The 15697-nt window shown below is 69.5% G+C and carries 13 protein-coding genes, 1 pseudogene and 1 riboswitch; of the genes and pseudogenes, 9 read left to right on the forward strand and 5 right to left on the reverse strand.

The genetic code is table 11. The features are described from left to right. The first annotated feature begins 68 nt into the window (after window positions 1–68). From EV193_RS22945 to EV193_RS22955, 3 genes are all read left to right on the forward strand, one after another. Window positions 69–773, forward strand: coding sequence for a M23 family metallopeptidase (locus tag EV193_RS22945; RefSeq protein WP_242613589.1), 705 nt, complete (start codon window positions 69–71; stop codon window positions 771–773). Between the two features lie 89 nt (window positions 774–862). Then, window positions 863–1429, forward strand: coding sequence for a DUF3558 family protein (locus tag EV193_RS22950; RefSeq protein WP_130346279.1), 567 nt, complete (start codon window positions 863–865; stop codon window positions 1427–1429). A 104-nt stretch (window positions 1430–1533) separates the two neighbouring features. Beyond that, the gene (locus tag EV193_RS22955) at window positions 1534–2895 is read left to right on the forward strand and encodes an FAD-dependent monooxygenase (RefSeq protein ID WP_207222757.1); all 1362 of its coding nucleotides are present in this window, start codon (window positions 1534–1536) and stop codon (window positions 2893–2895) included. 135 nt (window positions 2896–3030) lie between these two features. Here EV193_RS22955 and EV193_RS22960 read toward each other — a convergent pair. Further along, a pseudogene (locus EV193_RS22960) lies at window positions 3031–3261 on the reverse strand (Si-specific NAD(P)(+) transhydrogenase); the annotation flags it as partial. Window positions 3262–3346: 85 nt separating this feature from the next. Continuing rightward, window positions 3347–3462, forward strand: a riboswitch (SAM riboswitch). A gap of 36 nt (window positions 3463–3498) precedes the next feature. Here EV193_RS22960 and EV193_RS22965 point away from each other — a divergent pair. The 4 genes from EV193_RS22965 to EV193_RS22980 are packed head-to-tail and all read left to right on the forward strand — an operon-like array spanning window position 3499 to window position 7166. After that, window positions 3499–4863, forward strand: a complete 1365-nt coding sequence (locus EV193_RS22965) for an aminotransferase class V-fold PLP-dependent enzyme (RefSeq protein ID WP_130346280.1) — start codon at window positions 3499–3501, stop codon at window positions 4861–4863. Between the two features lie 22 nt (window positions 4864–4885). Beyond that, complete coding sequence (locus tag EV193_RS22970) at window positions 4886–5632, forward strand: hypothetical protein (RefSeq protein ID WP_130346281.1); 747 nt, start codon at window positions 4886–4888, stop codon at window positions 5630–5632. Between the two features lie 29 nt (window positions 5633–5661). Beyond that, a complete protein-coding gene (gene lspA / locus EV193_RS22975) occupies window positions 5662–6243 on the forward strand; it encodes a signal peptidase II (RefSeq protein WP_242613590.1) in 582 nt (193 codons plus the stop codon). 38 nt (window positions 6244–6281) lie between these two features. Then, window positions 6282–7166, forward strand: coding sequence for an RluA family pseudouridine synthase (locus EV193_RS22980; protein WP_165401477.1), 885 nt, complete (start codon window positions 6282–6284; stop codon window positions 7164–7166). Between the two features lie 3 nt (window positions 7167–7169). Here EV193_RS22980 and EV193_RS22985 read toward each other — a convergent pair whose 3' ends face one another. Genes EV193_RS22985 through EV193_RS22995 form a run of 3 tightly spaced genes read right to left on the reverse strand, consistent with a single transcriptional unit; the run spans window position 7170 to window position 10529 of the window. Beyond that, window positions 7170–8537, reverse strand: coding sequence for a vWA domain-containing protein (locus EV193_RS22985; protein WP_130346283.1), 1368 nt, complete (start codon window positions 8535–8537; stop codon window positions 7170–7172). Between the two features lie 4 nt (window positions 8538–8541). Beyond that, window positions 8542–9405, reverse strand: a complete 864-nt coding sequence (locus tag EV193_RS22990; RefSeq protein WP_130346284.1) for an AAA family ATPase — start codon at window positions 9403–9405, stop codon at window positions 8542–8544. Between the two features lie 2 nt (window positions 9406–9407). Continuing rightward, a complete protein-coding gene (locus EV193_RS22995) occupies window positions 9408–10529 on the reverse strand; it encodes an AsnC family protein (protein WP_130346285.1) in 1122 nt (373 codons plus the stop codon). A 178-nt stretch (window positions 10530–10707) separates the two neighbouring features. Between EV193_RS22995 and dnaE the strand changes: the two genes are divergently transcribed. After that, on the forward strand, window positions 10708–14244 hold the full coding sequence (gene dnaE / locus EV193_RS23000) for a DNA polymerase III subunit alpha (RefSeq protein ID WP_130346286.1): 3537 nt from the start codon (window positions 10708–10710) through the stop codon (window positions 14242–14244). An 8-nt stretch (window positions 14245–14252) separates the two neighbouring features. Further along, a complete protein-coding gene (locus tag EV193_RS23005) occupies window positions 14253–14630 on the forward strand; it encodes a hypothetical protein (RefSeq protein ID WP_130346287.1) in 378 nt (125 codons plus the stop codon). Here EV193_RS23005 and EV193_RS23010 read toward each other — a convergent pair. Then, entirely contained in the window at window positions 14617–15576 is a 960-nt protein-coding gene (locus EV193_RS23010; RefSeq protein WP_130346288.1) for an RNA polymerase sigma factor, read from the reverse strand. The two genes, EV193_RS23005 and EV193_RS23010, sit on opposite strands and share 14 nt — an antisense overlap. Window positions 15577–15697: the final 121 nt, after the last annotated feature.

Genomic DNA, 15697 nt, shown 5'->3' on the forward strand with positions numbered 1-15697 from the left:
CGATTGTCGTGCAAAAACACACGTCCGGTCGGTTTTGGTCGCGTGCTCGAATCGGCGGTGCGCTGGCCGTGGCGCTGCTCGGCGGAGGGCTGCTCATCGCGGCGCCCGGAGCCGAGGCGGCCGACGAGTTCCCGGCGTTCGGCCTCCCGCTCGCGCCAGGTCAAGCGGTCCGGTCCGCCGGCATTCACTCCGACAACGGCACCAGCGGCGTGAAGAACGCGATCGACATGAACCCCGCCGACGACACCGTGCGCGCGCCGCTGGCCGGCACCGTCCGGATCCAGCACTGCAGCGGCGGGGACTGGGTCACCATCGACCACGCCGACGGCTGGCGCACCGGCTACTACCACATGGAAGACGTCAAGGTCACCGAAGGCCAGCAGGTCGAGCAGGGCGCCGAACTGGGCAACGTCGGCAACGCGCTGCCCTGCGGCGGCAGCAGCAGCGGCGCGCACGTGCACTTCACCCTGTGGCGGCTGACCGCGAGCGCGGCCGAGCGCTCGTCGCGGCCCGTCGCCGCCGGCAACTGGAACGACGTGTCCTACGAGCGGCTCGCCGGTGAGGTCGCCGACGAGACCGGCGTGGCGGTGGACGGCAAGGTGTTCGGCGGCTGGCGGTTCAACGAGGCCGCCCAGCAGTACTCCGGCACCGCGACCCGCGTGCGGGACAACGAGTCGGTCAGCCTGCCCGGCAGGTTCGACTACGAGAGCCCGACGTCCCCGACCACCACAGCGCCGCCGACCACCACACCCTCGACCGTCTCGACGCGCTGAGCTGGGGCGCGCCGGTTAAGCTCCGCTCGCTTAGCGAGTTGTGAGTGCGCTGTGCTTCGCTTGCGCGCCAAAGCCTTCGAGAGGGAGACATGGGTTCCACCATGCGTGCCGCCGTGCTGGCGGCCTTGGCGTTGACAGTGGCGGCGAACGTCTCGGGGTGCGGCGACTCCGACAAGGGAAGCACCCCCGGCGGGAGCGCGTCCGAGACCACCAAGGGCGGCGATCTGGGCAGCGATTCGACCGGTGCCGGAAAGGCCGGCAAGAACGGCCCGTCGATCCTGGGCGTCGACCCGTGCACCCTGGTCAAGCCCGCCGACGCGGCCGACCTGTACCAGGAATACAAGCCGCGCAAGGGCGAGGTCATGAAGGCGCCCGCGTGCATCGCCTACGACTACACGCTGCGGATCGAGAGCAAGTCGTTCGACAAGCTCAAGTCGTCGAACTACCTCTACAAGAATGAATTCGAGATCGCGGGCAGGCGCGCGGCCCAGGCCGTCGGCGGAGTGTGCAAGATCCTGCTCGAAGTGAACTCGAGCGAGACGCTGGAGCTCCAGGTCAGCATCTCCAACTCACCTCCGGCTCCCAAGGACGAGGCGAAGGCCTGCGGCGCGGCCAAGAAGGGCCTGGAGGCCGCGGCGTCCCGGCTGCCGTCCTAAGCCAGGCGACGTCTTCGCCATCTGCCGATGAGTTTTCTGCGCCGAGAACGTCTACCCCTCCGATGACAGGAGGACATGATGTTCAAGGTTGAGCGGGGGGCGCTGTGAGCAGCACCAGGGTGTTGGTGGCGGGGGCGAGCATCGCGGGGCCCGCGCTGGCCCACTGGTTGCGCCGGCGGGGGGCCGAGGTGACCGTGGTGGAGCGGGCTCCGGAGCTGCGTCCCGGTGGGCAGGCGGTGGACGCGCGCGGGGTCGCCAAGGAGGTCATCCGGCGGATGGGGCTGGACGCGGCGGTCCGCGCGGCCCGCACCGAGACCGCTGGCGCGTACACGGTGGACGTGGATGGGAACGTGCTGGAGACCTTCCGCGCGGACGACGACGGTGGCGACGGCTACATCGCGGACATCGAGATCCTGCGCGGGGACCTGTCCCGAGTGCTCCACCGCGATACCCGGGACGGTGTCGAGTACCTCTTCGGCGACCGGATCGCCGAGCTCACTCAGGACGCGGACGGGGTCGACGTGGTCTTCGCTGGCGGCGACCGGCGGCGCTTCGACCTGGTGGTCGGGGCGGACGGGCTGCACTCGGCGCTGCGAGCGATGGTGTTCGGGCCGCACGAGCGGTTCGTCCGCCACCTCGGGCACGTGCTGGCCTTCTACAGCGTGCCCAACGAGTTCGGGCTGGACCGCTGGCTGTTCGAGTACCAGGAGTCCGAGTCCGGGCGCTCCGCCCTCCTGCGGCCCATCCAGCACGCCGCCCGGGGGATGGCCATGTTCTCCTTCCCCTCGGCCGACTTCGACGTGGACTACCGCGACGTCGAGGCCCAGAAGCGCCTGCTGCGCGAGCGGATGGCCGGCCTCGGCTGGTTGACCCCGCGCATCCTCGCGCACCTGGACGACACCCCGGACTTCTACCTCGACCAGGTCGCCCAGGTGGTGATGGACCGCTGGTCGAGCGGACGGGTCGGGCTGCTCGGAGACGCGGCGTTCAGCTCGTCGCCGCTGTCCGGGCAGGGCACCGGGTTGGCTCTGGTCGGCGCCTACCTGCTGGCCGGAGAGCTGGCCGCCGCCGGGTGGGACCCGGAGGCCGGGTTCGCCGGCTACGAGCGGCGGATGCGCTCGTTCGTCGAGGCCAACCAGGAGATCGGCCGGTTGAACGCGCGCAGCCGCGACGTTCCCGGGCCGGACACCGAGCCGAGCCTCGCGCCCGAAGAGTGGGACATGGAGCTGATCGAGCGTGCGATCAACGGCGTCGAGCTGCCCGACTACGCGGGTGTGCCGGACCCGAGCGCCACAGCTTGTCGAGGTAGGGGAGCAGCCGGTTCGGGCTGCGGCCGAACAGCTCGGCCAGCTTCGGGTCGTCGTCACGCGGTGCGGTGCCGGCCGGGCCGCGTGACGACGCGTACCGGCGGCACGCCCGGCACCACGTGTAGGAGAACGCGACCCGCTCGTCGTAGTCGTGGGTGAAGTGCCGCACGGAGACCTCGCCGCACGCCGGACAGGGTCGCTCTTCGTTGTCCCGCAACGGAATCCGGGCGAGTTCGGTGATCGCCTCGTGATCGAACTCCCGCCACGGGCGTTCGTAACGTCGCCAGTCCTCGGTCACTCGCTGATCATCGCGATCGCGCGGATCTTGTTCGTCGCGTCCAGCGCGGCGACCTTGTACGACTCGGCCAGCGTCGGGTAGTTGAACACCGTGTCCACCAGGTAGTCGACCGTGCCGCCGCAGCCCATCACCGCCTGCCCGATGTGCACCAGCTCGGTCGCGCCGGTGCCGAACATGTGCACCCCGTGCAGCGATCTGTCCTCTGTGGACACGAGGAGCTTGAGCAGCCGAGCACCAGCATGTCGAAGTCGGTCGCTGTGGTCTGGGTCACCGTTGCAGTGTGTCAACGCGGTCGGCTATGGTCCGGGTGAAGGTCATGAGCGCCAGCGTCAAGCCCCGGCTTGCTGGCCGGCAACCCTCCTACCGCGGTGGGGTGCCCCGGGTGAAGACCAGGCCCTCCGCGAGGTGCGGACGGGCAAGCGCGGACCCATCTGAGGCGGGTCCCGGAGGACCCGGAGGTCCAGATGACGCTCGCCGTACCGCCTGCCCGCTGTAGCACCGAGCAGGAAACCGTTGCCGCACAAGCGATCCCGCCGGTCGTGGGTGCGCGGCTGACCGTTCCGCTGGTGACCGGGGAGCGCGTCCAGTACGCCAACCTCGATCACGCCGCGTCCGCTCCCTGTCTGGAGGCGGTGCGCGACGCCGTGGACGAGCTGCTGCCCTGGTACGCCAGCGTGCACCGGGGCGCCGGGTTCGCCTCGCAGGTGTCCACCCGCGTGTACGAGCAGTCGCGGGACGTGCTCCGCCGGTTCGTCGGCGCCGCGTCCACCGACACCGTCGTGTTCACCCGCAACACCACCGACGCGCTGAACCTGCTCGCCGGTGCGGTGCCGCGCGGCACGTCGGTCGTGCTGTTCGACACCGAGCACCACGCCGCGCTGCTGCCGTGGCGCGGGCCGAGGGTGCACCGGATCGCGACTCCGCGCTCGCCGGGCGACGCACTCGTCGCGCTGGACACGGCGCTCGCCAAGTGCGCGGTGGGACCGCGACTCGTTGTGCTCTCCGGCGCGTCCAACGTCACCGGTGAGGTGTGGCCGGTGGCCGCGCTCGCCGAGGTGGCCCGCCGGCACGGCGCGCGGATCGCGTTGGACGCGGCACAGCTGGGCCCGCACCGGGAGATCGACATCCGCGCGTTGGACGTGGACTACGTCGCGCTGTCCGGGCACAAGCTGTACGCCCCGTTCGGCACCGGCGCGCTGATCGGCCGCGCGGACTGGCTGTCGGCCGCCGAGCCGTACCTGGCCGGCGGGGGAGCGACCAAGCAGGTCGTGGACTGGGGCGATCACCTCGGCATCTCCTGGTCGAAGGTGCCCGAGCGGCACGAGGCCGGCTCGCCCAACGTGGTCGGCGTGCACGCGTTCGCGGTGGCCTGCGAGACGATCACCCGCAACGGGTGGGCGGCGATCGAGACGCACGAGCGTGCGTTGCGGGAGCGGCTGCGTGCCGGGCTCGCGTCGATCGACGGGCTCGCCGAGCTGTCGCTGTTCGACGGTGATCGGGACCGGCTCGGCGTGGTCAGCTTCGCGCTGGAGGGTCACGACCCGGGGCTCGTCGCGGCGATCCTGTCCGCCGAGTACGGCATCGGCGTGCGCGACGGCGCGTTCTGCGCGCACATCGCCACCCGGCGGCTGCTCGGTGTGGCCGGCGCGGACGGGCAGCGTGCGCTGCGGGTGAGCGTCGGGCTCGGGACCACGGACGAGCACGTGGATCGGTTGATCGCCGGGCTGCGCGCGATCGTCGCGGGTGAGAAGGCGTGGAACTACGTGCAGCAGGACGGTCGCTGGGTCCCGGAGAACGACCCGAGGCCACTCCCGCCGTTCGTTGCTTGACCCGCTCGCTACTCTGCCCCGCGTGACTGGCCAGTTACCCACCCACCGCCACGATTGGTTTCCCCTCGCACTCCTGGGGTTCCTCGTGCTCGGCGTGCTGGTGCTCGCGGACAGCACGGATTTCTGGCGTCCGCGCTTCGAATTCCTGACGATGGAGGAGTTCCACAGGCAGCAGGCGTTGCCCGAGCCGTCCAGCCTCGGGTTCGTGAACCCGTGGTACATGCCGACTGTGCTCGCGATCGTGTTCCTGGCGACGGTGGTGTTCTGTGCGGTTCGGGCGCGCGATGCCGGCACGCCGATCCCCATGATCACGCTCGGCTTGATCATCGGTGGTGGGGCGATCGTCGGCGTGTACTGCTATGTCATCGCCGGGCTCGAGGTGTCGACCAGCGACCTGGTCACCGTGTGGCTGGGGCCGTTGGCAGTGTTGGGCGCGGCGGCTGCGGCGTGGTCCTACCTTGGGCTGGGCCCTGGCGCGCAGCAGGCCAAGATCGTCGGCAGCGTGTGTCTCGCCGCCGCCGCGTTCGGCATGGTGGTCGCGCTCGCGCCCGCGATCGTCGAAGGATTGCTCGTGCTGACCGGGCTCACCGTCCTCGGCTACCTCGAACGGACCGTGCTCCCGGTGCTCGCCGGGCTCGTTTTCCTTGCCACCACGTGGTTTCTGCGTCCCGGTCCGACCGGCGTGGTGATACCGGCGGCCGCACTGCTGCTTGCCGCGTTCGCCGCGCTGCTGATGGCCCAGCGCCGGCAGCCCGACGCGGTGCGCTGAGCACGTCCCGGACCGTGGACAATGGGGCGGTGAGCACCGAAGACACCACCGACGCCGTGACCAGACCGAAACGCCGGGGCCTGCTGTTGGCCGCCGTCGTGCTGGTGGTGTTCGCGCTCGACCTGGTTACCAAGATCGTCGCGGTGTCCTCGCTGGAGGGCCGCGAGCCGGTCCGGATCCTCGGCGGAGCGGTGTACCTGCAGCTCGTCCGCAACCCGGGTGCCGCGTTCTCCATGGCTACCGGCATGACCTGGGTGCTCACTCTGATCGCGGTCGGCGTCGTGGTGGCGATCGTGTGGATCGTGCCGAAGCTGCGCTCCACCGGCTGGGCGATCGGCCTCGGGCTGGTGCTCGCCGGCGCGATGGGCAATCTGGTCGACCGGTTCTTCCGCGCGCCCGGCCCGCTGCGCGGTCACGTCATCGACTTCATCTCCGTGTTCGCGCCGAACGGCGACGCCTGGCCGGTGTTCAACGTGGCCGACTCCGGCATCGTCGTCGGTGGCGCGCTGATCGTGCTGATGGCGCTGCTCGGCCGCGACTACGACGGCACCTCGTCCCGCGACAAGAAGTCCACAGTGGACAGTGAGCCCACGGTGGAGGAGTCGAAGTGACGTCGAGGAGTCTTCCCGTTCCGGACGGGCTCGACGGCATGCGCGTGGACGCCGGCTTGTCCAAGCTGCTCGGCCTGTCCCGCACCATCGTCGCCGGCATCGCGGAGTCCGGTGACGTGCTGCTGGACGGCGCGCCCGCCGGCAAGTCCGACCGGCTGATCGCCGGCGCGATGCTCGAGGTGACGCTGCCGGAGCCGGAGAAACCCGTTGTGCTGCAGGCGATTCCGGTGGACGGTCTGGTCGTGCTGCACGAGGACGACGACATCGTGGTGGTGGACAAGCCGGTCGGGGTGGCGGCGCATCCGAGCCCTGGCTGGACAGGTCCGACGGTGATCGGTGGGCTGGCGGCGGCCGGCGTGCGGGTCTCCACCTCGGGCTCGGCCGAGCGGCAGGGCGTGGTGCACCGGCTGGACGTGGGCACGACCGGCGTGATGGTGGTGGCCAAGTCGGAGCACGCGTACACGGTGCTCAAGCGGGCGTTCAAGGAGCGCACCGTGGACAAGGGCTATCACGCGCTGGTGCAGGGGCATCCCGATCCGAGCGTGGGCACGATCGACGCGCCGATCGACCGGCATCCCAAGCACGACTACCGGTTCGCCGTGGTGGCGGGTGGACGGCCGAGTGTCACTCATTACGAGGTGATGGAGGCTTTTCGGGCGGCGTCGCTGGTGGATGTGCGGCTGGAGACGGGGCGCACGCATCAGATTCGCGTGCACTTCTCCAGCTTGCGGCATCCGTGTGTGGGGGATTTGGCGTATGGGGCTGATCCGGTGCTGGCAAAGCGGTTGGGGGTGACGCGGCAGTGGCTGCACGCGCGGCGGCTTTCTTTTGCGCATCCTGGGGATGGGCGGATCGTGGAATTCACTAGTCCGTATCCCAGTGATCTTGTGGGGGCGCTCGACCTTTTGCGGGCAGAGGCTTAAGCCTCAGGCGAGTTGTTCGACGAATCGTGACAGTTGCACCAGGTTGCGGCATTCGAACATGTCCACGATCTCGGCGTAGAAATGCGCAGCCGAGTCGCCCGAGCCCCAGCGGTCGGTCGGCTCGGGGTTGAGCCAGTAGGCGTGCCGCGCTTTCTCGGCGAGGCGGGTCAGTGCCTCCCGTTCCGGGCTCAGGTAGTTGACCCGCGCGTCGCCGAGCACCAGCAGCGCGGTGTTGGAGGTGATCGCGTCCGAATGGTGGTCCAACAACTCCGTGAACACTCGGCCGTAGTTGGTGCCACCGCCGGCGAACCGCACGCCGTCGGCCTCCATCGCGGTGAACGCGTCCCGCACGTCGCCCGCCCTGGCGAAGTAGTCCGTGACCTCGATCGGCCGGTCCACGAACGCGAACGTGCGCACCTTCGCGAACTGTGACGCCAGCGCGTACACCAACAGCAGTGTGAACCTGGCGAACGAGGACACCGACGAGCTGATGTCGCACAACACCACCAGCTCCGGCTTGTGCGGGCGGCGCGGGCGATGCCGGGTGTCCACCGGCACCCCGCCGGTGGACAGCGACGCACGAATCGTGCGGCGGAAGTCCAGCGCACCGCGCCGGCCACGGCGGCGGCTCATCCTGGTCGCCAGCCTTCGCGACAGCGGGTACACCTCGCGGCGCAGAGCGGACAGATCAGCCGTGCTCGCCGACAGGAAGTCCACCTGATCAACGGGCGGGCGCACGGTGTGCCGCGCCGCGTCCTCCGGCCCACGTTCCTCGGCCACCCGGCGGCGCGCGTCGTCGTGCACCAGCCGCTCGAAGGCCGAGATCCGGTCGCGCACGCTCCGGCGAAGCACCTGCTCGGCGAGCGCGTCCTCGGGTGCGGCCGTGCGGATGATCCCCGCGGTGAGGGTGCTCGCGTTGAGCGTGTCCAGCGCGGTCCTCGGCGACCACACCGCGCCGCCTCCACCGCCGGGCAGCCGGCCGAGTCCGTTCATCGCGGCGCGCGCGAGCCGCCGCAGCGCGGCCGGATCACCGTCCAACAGTGCCTGGGCCAGTTCGGCGCGCAGTGCGGCCACCTCGGGCGTGCTGCCTCGCCCGCCGGTGACCTCGACGTTCGGGCGCTCGCCTCCGGTTGTCGCCGATCCTTCTCCGAGGGTCGACGGGAACCACAGGTCGAACAGGGTGTCGAACACGGGCCGATGTGCCTGCCGCTTCACGACTGTGGCCGCGTAGGCGGTGCGCACCGCGTCCCGGTCGCCGAGGTCCACGGCGGTGGCCGCCCGGGCGGCGTCCAACCCTTCGGCGAGTGACACCGGCAGGCCGGCCGACCGCAGCGCTCCGAGGAACGCCACATGTCTGTCCACAATGGACATACGATCAGCCTCCGGCGAGCAACCGCAGTTCCTTGATCGCCCGCTCGTGGTCCGACGCGTGCTTCAACAGCACGCCGAGCGTGCTGGACACCGCGTTTTCGTCCACTGTGGACAGTCCGAGGGCGATCAGGGTGCGGGCCCAGTCCACCGTCTCCGCGATCGACGGCGACTTCTTCAAATCCATCCCGCGCAGGCTCGCGACCACCCCGACCAGCTTCTCCGCCAGCGCCGCGTCGATCCCGGGCACCGTGGCCAGCACGATGTCCCGCTCGCGCGCCGGGGTGGGGTAGTCAAGGTGCAGGTACAGACACCGCCGCTTGAGCGCCTCGGACAACTCGCGCGTGGCGTTCGACGTGAGCACCACGAACGGCCGCCGCGTCGCCGCGATCGTGCCCATCTCGGGGATGGTCACCTGGAAGTCCGACAACACCTCCAGCAGCAGGCCCTCGATCTCCACGTCCGCCTTGTCCGTCTCGTCGATCAGCAGGACGGTCGGCTCATTCCGCCGGATCGCCGCCAGTAGCGGGCGCTCCAGCAGGAACTCGTCGGTGAAGATGTCGTCGTGAGTGCGCTCCCAGGTCGCACTGTCGCCCGCGGCCTGGATGCGCAGCAACTGCTTGGAGTAGTTCCACTCGTACAGCGCCCGCGCCTCGTCCAGGCCCTCGTAGCACTGCAGCCGGATCAGCCCGGCGTCCGTCGCGGCGGCGACAGCCTTGGCCAACTCGGTCTTGCCGACGCCGGCCGGCCCCTCGACCAGCAGCGGCTTGCCGAGCGTGGCGGCCAGGAAAACCGTTGTGGTGATGGAGGAATCGGCGAGATAGCCGACCGCGTCGAGCCGCTCGCCGACCTGCGCCGGTGACTCGAACACCGTCACTCCTCGACCACCCAGGTGAGCGTGCGGTTCTCGTCGTCGGGCCTGGCGCTCCACCGCACGGAGGTGATCTCGGTGGTCTCCGGAAGCACGTACACGGTGTGACCGCCGGCCGTCTCGCCCGGCGCGACCCCGATCCGGTGCGCCGGCCGGGAGGACAGCGACACGGGCGCCTTCGCCACCGGTTCGCCCTCCGGTGTCACCAGAACGAGGTACTGATCGGGCAGCGACGAGTACGGCACGTTGCCCCGGTTCATCACCTCGGTGTGCACCACCACCGACCGCTCGCCCTCGGCCAGCTTGTAGCCCGCCGCGGTGAACAGGTAGTCGGCCGGATCGACCACCTCGATCAGTTTGATCGAGAGCCGTTCCCCTTCCAGGCCAAGGGTTTCCAGCACGGTGCCGATGTTGCCCTCGCGCGGACCGGTGTCCTGCGGACGGTTAGTGCGCACGGTCGGCTGGGTGGAGTTCGACCCCGTCTCGGTGGTCTGCTCGTCGCTGCGCGCCCATGCCGCGGTCTGCGGCGGACCCCACGTGCGGACCGGCTCGTTCGGGGGCGGCGGCGCGGGCGGCTGCTGCACCTGGGTGGGCGCGGACGGCGGGCCCACCGTGAACGCCCCACTGTGCGGCTGGCTCTGCGGAACGCCCGGGTAGCGCCCGCTCTGCGCGGGGAACGGCCCGCTCGGCGGACTCGGATGCTGCTGCTGCGGCGGCGGACCCTGTGGTTGACCTTGGTGCGGGCCGGGTGCGCGGTACGGGCCGGACGGCGGACCGGGGTACGCGCCGCTGGGCGGATACACCCCGGACGGCGTCCCGTGCACCTGGTACGGCCCGCTCGGCGGGTTCGGCTGGTACACACCCGATGGCGTGCCGTGCACGGAGTGTGGCCCGCTCGCCCCGGAGGAGTACGGCGTCGGCGCGCGCAGCGCGTTGCGGATCCCGTTCGGATCACACTCCACGCCGACCAGCAGTGGCAGCCCGGTGCCGGACAGCGCCACGAGCCGGGACGCCACATCACGCGGATCCATGCCCAGCTTGGCGGCGATCTCGTGCACGGCGGCTCGGCCCACCTCCGCCACGGTGGCGAGCAGGCGGGCGTCCACGGGATCAGGCGCTACCACGGCCCGAACGCTACCCGGTCGATGAGATCATCGCCGGCACGGTGGGTACTTCCGCGTCCCGTCTGGGTCACTGTCCGCGTCTTGTCGGTGGGGGGCGGTATGAATCACGTATGCCGCCGTGACCCAACCGCGAGTCGAACGCCCACTCGATCATCACGCACAACTAAGGTTCCCATCCGTGGCCGACTCTTTCGCTCATCTTCACGTGCACACCGAGTACTCGATGCTCGACGGAGCGGCGAAGCTCAAGGACATGTTCGCCGAGTGCGAGCGCCTGGGCATGTCCGCCGTCGCGATCACCGACCACGGCCACACGAACGGGATCTACGACTTCTACAAGCAGGCGACCGCCGCGGGGATCAAGCCGATCCTCGGCGTCGAGGCCTACCTCGCGCCCGCGTCCCGGTTCTCCAAGGATCGGGTGCGCTGGGGTGATCCGGGACAGAAGCAGGACGACGTCTCCGGCTCCGGCGCCTACACGCACCAGACCATCTGGGCGCGCAACGCCGCCGGCCTGCGCAACCTGATGCGGCTGTCCACCCGCGCGTCGTTCGAGGGGCAGCTTGGCAAGTGGCCGAGGATGGACGCGGAGTTGATCTCCGAGCACGCCGACGGTCTGATGGCCACCACCGGCTGCCCCTCCAGCGATGTGCAGACCCGGCTCCGCCTCGGCCAGGACGCCGAGGCGCTCGAGGCCGCCGCCAAATGGCGCGACATCTACGGCAAGGAGAACTTCTTCGTCGAGTTGATGGACCACGGGCTCGACATCGAGCGTCGGGTGCGCGACGGGCTGCTGGAGATCGCCCGCAAGCTCGACCTGCCGTTCGTGGTCACCAACGACTCGCACTACACCTACGCCGACGATCGGGACAGCCACGACGCGCTGCTGTGCGTGCAGACCGGCAAGACCCTGCAGGACCCGACGCGCTTCAAGTTCGGCGGCGACGGCTACTACCTCAAGTCGCCGGACGAGATGCGCGCGATCGACTCGTCCGAAGCGTGGCTGCAGGGCTGCCGCAACACGCTGCTGATCGCCGAGCGGGTCGACCCGGCCGGCATGTTCGAGTCCCAGAACCTGATGCCGAAGTTCCCGATCCCCGGCGGACAGACCGAGGTCGAGTTCTTCCGCGAGCAGGTGTGGGCCGGCATGCGGCGGCGCTTCCCGGACGGCGTGGACGAGGAGCACCGCAAGCAGGTCGAGTTCGAGATGGACGTGATCGCGCAGAAGGGGTACTGCGAGTACTTCCTGGTCGTCGCGGACCTGATCGGCTGGGCGAAGAGCAACGGCATCCGGGTCGGCCCCGGCCGAGGGTCCGCCGCGGGTGCGCTGGTCGCCTACGCGCTCGGCATCACCGATCTCGATCCGCTGCCACACGGTCTGATCTTCGAGCGGTTCATCAATCCGGAGCGCATGTCCCCGCCGGACATCGACATCGACTTCGACGAGCGCCGGCGCGGCGACGTGATCCGGTACACCACCGAGAAGTGGGGCGAGGACAAGGTCGCCCAGGTGATCACGTTCGGCACGATCAAGGCGAAGGCGGCGATCAAGGACTCCGCCCGCGTGCTGTTCGGGCAGCCGGGCTACTCGGTGGCCGACCGGATCTCCAAGGTGTACCCGCCGGCGGTGATGGCCAAGGACATCCCGCTCAACGACCTGTTCAACGAGAAGCACAAGCGGTACAACGAAGCCACCGAGGTCCGCGACCTCTACAACGCCGACCCGCAGGTGAAGTCGATCATCGACACCGGCCGAGGGCTCGAGGGGCTGATCCGCAACGCCGGCGTGCACGCCTGCGCGGTGATCCTGTCCGCCGAACCGCTGATGGACACGATCCCGCTGTGGAAGCGCCCGCAGGACGGGTCGATCATCACGCAGTTCGACTATCCGACCTGCGAGTCGCTCGGCCTGCTCAAGATGGACTTCCTCGGGCTGCGCAACCTCACCGTCATCGACGACGCGCTGGGCAACATCGAGACCAACGGCAAGTCGGTGCCGGACCTGGAAACCCTGGGGCTGGACGACAAGAAGGCCTACGAGCTGTTGTCCCGGGGCGACACGCTCGGCGTGTTCCAGCTCGACGGCGGGCCCATGCGCGACCTGCTGCGGCTGATGAAGCCGGACAACTTCGAGGACATCTCCGCGGTCGGCGCGCTGTACCGCCCCGGTCCGATGGGCGCCAAGTCGCACACGAACTACGCGCTGCGCAAGAACAACCAGCAGGAGATCACGCCGATTCACCCGGCACTGGAGGACGACCTCAAGGACATCCTCGGCACGACCTACGGCCTGATCGTCTATCAGGAGCAGGTCATGGAGATCGCGCAGAAGCTGGCCGGGTACTCGCTCGGACAAGCGGATCTGCTCCGCCGAGCGATGGGCAAGAAGAAGAAGGAAGTGCTGGACGCGGAGTTCGCGAACTTCGAGAAAGGCATGCTGGACAAGAACTATCCGCCTGCGGCGGTCAAGACGCTGTGGGACATTCTGCTGCCGTTCTCCGACTACGCGTTCAACAAGGCCCATTCGGCCGCGTACGGTCTCGTGTCCTACTGGACGGCCTACCTCAAGGCCAACTATCCGGCCGAGTACATGGCCGCACTGCTCACCTCGGTCAAGGACGACAAGGACAAGGCGGCCGTCTACCTCGCCGAATGCCGCAAGATGGGCATCACCGTGCTCCCGCCGGACGTCAACGAGTCCGAGCGCGAGTTCGCCCCGGTCGGCGACGACATCCGATTCGGGCTCGGCGGTATCCGCAATGTCGGCGCCAACGCCGTGGACTCGATCATCGGTGCGCGCAAGGAAAAGGGGGAGTTCGTCGACTTCTCCGACTACCTGCGCAAGGTCGATACGGTGGCGTGCAACAAGAAGGTCGTGGAATCGCTGATCAAGTCGGGCGCCTTCGACTCGCTCAAGCACCCGCGCAAGGGCCTGTTCCTGATCCACACCGACGCGATCGACGCGGTGATGGACACCAAGCGCGCCGAGGCGATCGGCCAGTTCGATCTGTTCGGTGGCGGCGATTCCGGGGACGGCGAGGATGTCGGCGGGGTGTTCGACATCCCGGTGCCGGACGAGTTCTGGGAGAGCAAGCACCAGCTCGCCCTCGAGCGGGAGATGCTCGGGCTGTACGTGTCCGGCCATCCGCTCAACGGCGTCGAACACGTGCTGACCGCGCAGTCCGACACCACGATCGCGGCGATCCTGGAGGGCAGCGTCGCCGACGGGCAGCAGGTGACCCTCGGCGGCATTCTGGCCAGCGTCACCCGGCGGGTGAACAAGAACGGCGAGCCGTGGGCGGTCGCGCAGTTGGAGGATCTCGCCGGCGGGATCGAGGTGCTGTTCTTCCCGAAGACGTTCACCGCGGTCGGCATGAGCGTGGCCGAGGACGCGATCGTGCTCGTGCGGGCGCGCGTGGCCAAGCGGGAGGACCGGACCTCCTTGATCGCCAACGACTTGGCGGTACCCGATCTGTCCAGAGTGGACAACGCGCCGATGCGGGTGTCGATGGCGGCGGCCCGGTGCACGCCGCCGCTGGTGGCCCAGCTCAAGGACGTGCTCGGCGCGCACCCCGGTACCACCGAGGTGCACCTCAAACTGGTGAACGGTGAGCGCGCCACGATGCTGCGGCTGGACGACGGTCTGCGGGTGAACCCGTCGCCCTCGCTGATGGGTGACTTGAAGGCGCTGCTCGGCCCGAGCTGCCTGAGCTGAGGAGACACATGACGGCGCTGCTGATCGGCCTGCGGGCCGATGCCCTGGACTACTCGAAGCTGCCCGGCCTGGACGAGGCGAGCATGACCGCGCGCATCGAGGCGGGCTTCGGCGCGGTGGTCGATGCCGGCTTCGACGCGGTGAACTGCCTGATCGGCACGTCGCCGGACGAGGCGGAAGCCGCGGTCCGTGAGCGGCTCGCCGCCGGTGGCCCGTTCGAGCTGGCCATGATCGGCGGGGGAGTGCGGATGTTCCCCGAGCACACACTGCTGTTCGAGCGACTGGTGAACGTGCTCGTCGAAGCGGCGCCGGGCATCCGGTTCTGCTTCAACTCCTCACCGGAGACGACGATCGACGCGCTGCGCCGGTGGGTCACTCCTGGCTGAACCGGTAACCGTGGTCTCGGCACGGCACGCCGAGCTGGTCGGTGACCTCGATGAGCGTTTCCGGGCAGAAGTAGTACCACCGCAGCCGGGCGACCCCGCCGTCGGCGGTGTCCACCCGCAGCACGTCCTCGACCGCCTCGGGCTCCGAGGCGGTGGCCGGCCTCGCCCACATCAGGATCACGGGCTCGCCGTCCAGCTCGCGGACCTCGGCGCGGTAGCGCACGTCGGACTCCACGACCAGCGTGTGGTGCAGCGACCCGGACCGGATGCGTTCCCTGCCGACCTCGTGCACCAGCCCCACGACCTCGCTGGTGGCGTCGGTCAGGAACAGGTCGGTCAGCGCGTCGATGTCGTAGGCGGAGAACGCCGTGGCGAGGGCGTCGACCACGGCGCGGTCGGGTGCGGTCCGCGTGGCCTTGGCGGCGGCGCGGTCGGCGTTCGCGAGCCGTCCGCGCGCCCGGTGCAGCGCGGCCTTCACCGCGCCGAGCGACGTGCGCAGCATCGCGGCGATCTCCTTCAGCGGCAGGTCGAACACGTCCTTGAGCACCAGGGCCGCGCGCTCCTGGGGTGGTAGGAGCACGGTCGCCTCGGTCAGGGCGTCGCGCACGTCGGTGGGGTCGGTCGTCGTCGGCGCGGCCGAGTCCGGCACCTCGACCGGTGTCGGCGCCGGCCGCCGCAACCCGTCGATGTGCGCGTTGGTCGCGATCCTGGCCAGCCAGGCCCACGGCCGCCGCACCGCTTGGTGCGACTGTGCCGCATAGCTGAACGCCCTGGTCAGGGTCTCCTGCACCAGGTCCTCGGCGTCCCAGGCGTTCCCGGTCAGATGGCGGCAGTACCGGTAGAGCGTGGGGCGATGCGGGTCCAGCGTCGTCAGGAACTCGGCGTGCGCGGCTCGCACTCCGTCGAGCATGGGCGAGGGCAAGGTGTCCGGGTCGGTCGTCGTCATCAGGCAGCTCCTGTAGTCGAATCCACTTCTGTCCTGTAAGACGCGGACCGACTCGAGAAGGATACGTCCGGACCGGATCGTCCACAGTGGACAGTCCGCGAAGTGGTGAAGATCAACTCTC

It is taken from the genome of Herbihabitans rhizosphaerae, from assembly GCF_004216555.1.
GTDB lineage: Bacteria > Actinomycetota > Actinomycetes > Mycobacteriales > Pseudonocardiaceae > Herbihabitans > Herbihabitans rhizosphaerae.

Coding starts and splice junctions, on each gene's coding strand:
- EV193_RS22965 (WP_130346280.1), top strand. CDS start 3,499: ATGACGCTCGCCGTACCGCCTGCCCGCTGTAGCACCGAGCAGGAAACC.
- EV193_RS23010 (WP_130346288.1), bottom strand. CDS start 15,576: ATGACGACGACCGACCCGGACACCTTGCCCTCGCCCATGCTCGACGGA.
- EV193_RS22985 (WP_130346283.1), bottom strand. CDS start 8,537: ATGTCCATTGTGGACAGACATGTGGCGTTCCTCGGAGCGCTGCGGTCG.
- EV193_RS23005 (WP_130346287.1), top strand. CDS start 14,253: ATGACGGCGCTGCTGATCGGCCTGCGGGCCGATGCCCTGGACTACTCG.
- EV193_RS22950 (WP_130346279.1), top strand. CDS start 863: ATGGGTTCCACCATGCGTGCCGCCGTGCTGGCGGCCTTGGCGTTGACA.
- EV193_RS22980 (WP_165401477.1), top strand. CDS start 6,282: ATGCGCGTGGACGCCGGCTTGTCCAAGCTGCTCGGCCTGTCCCGCACC.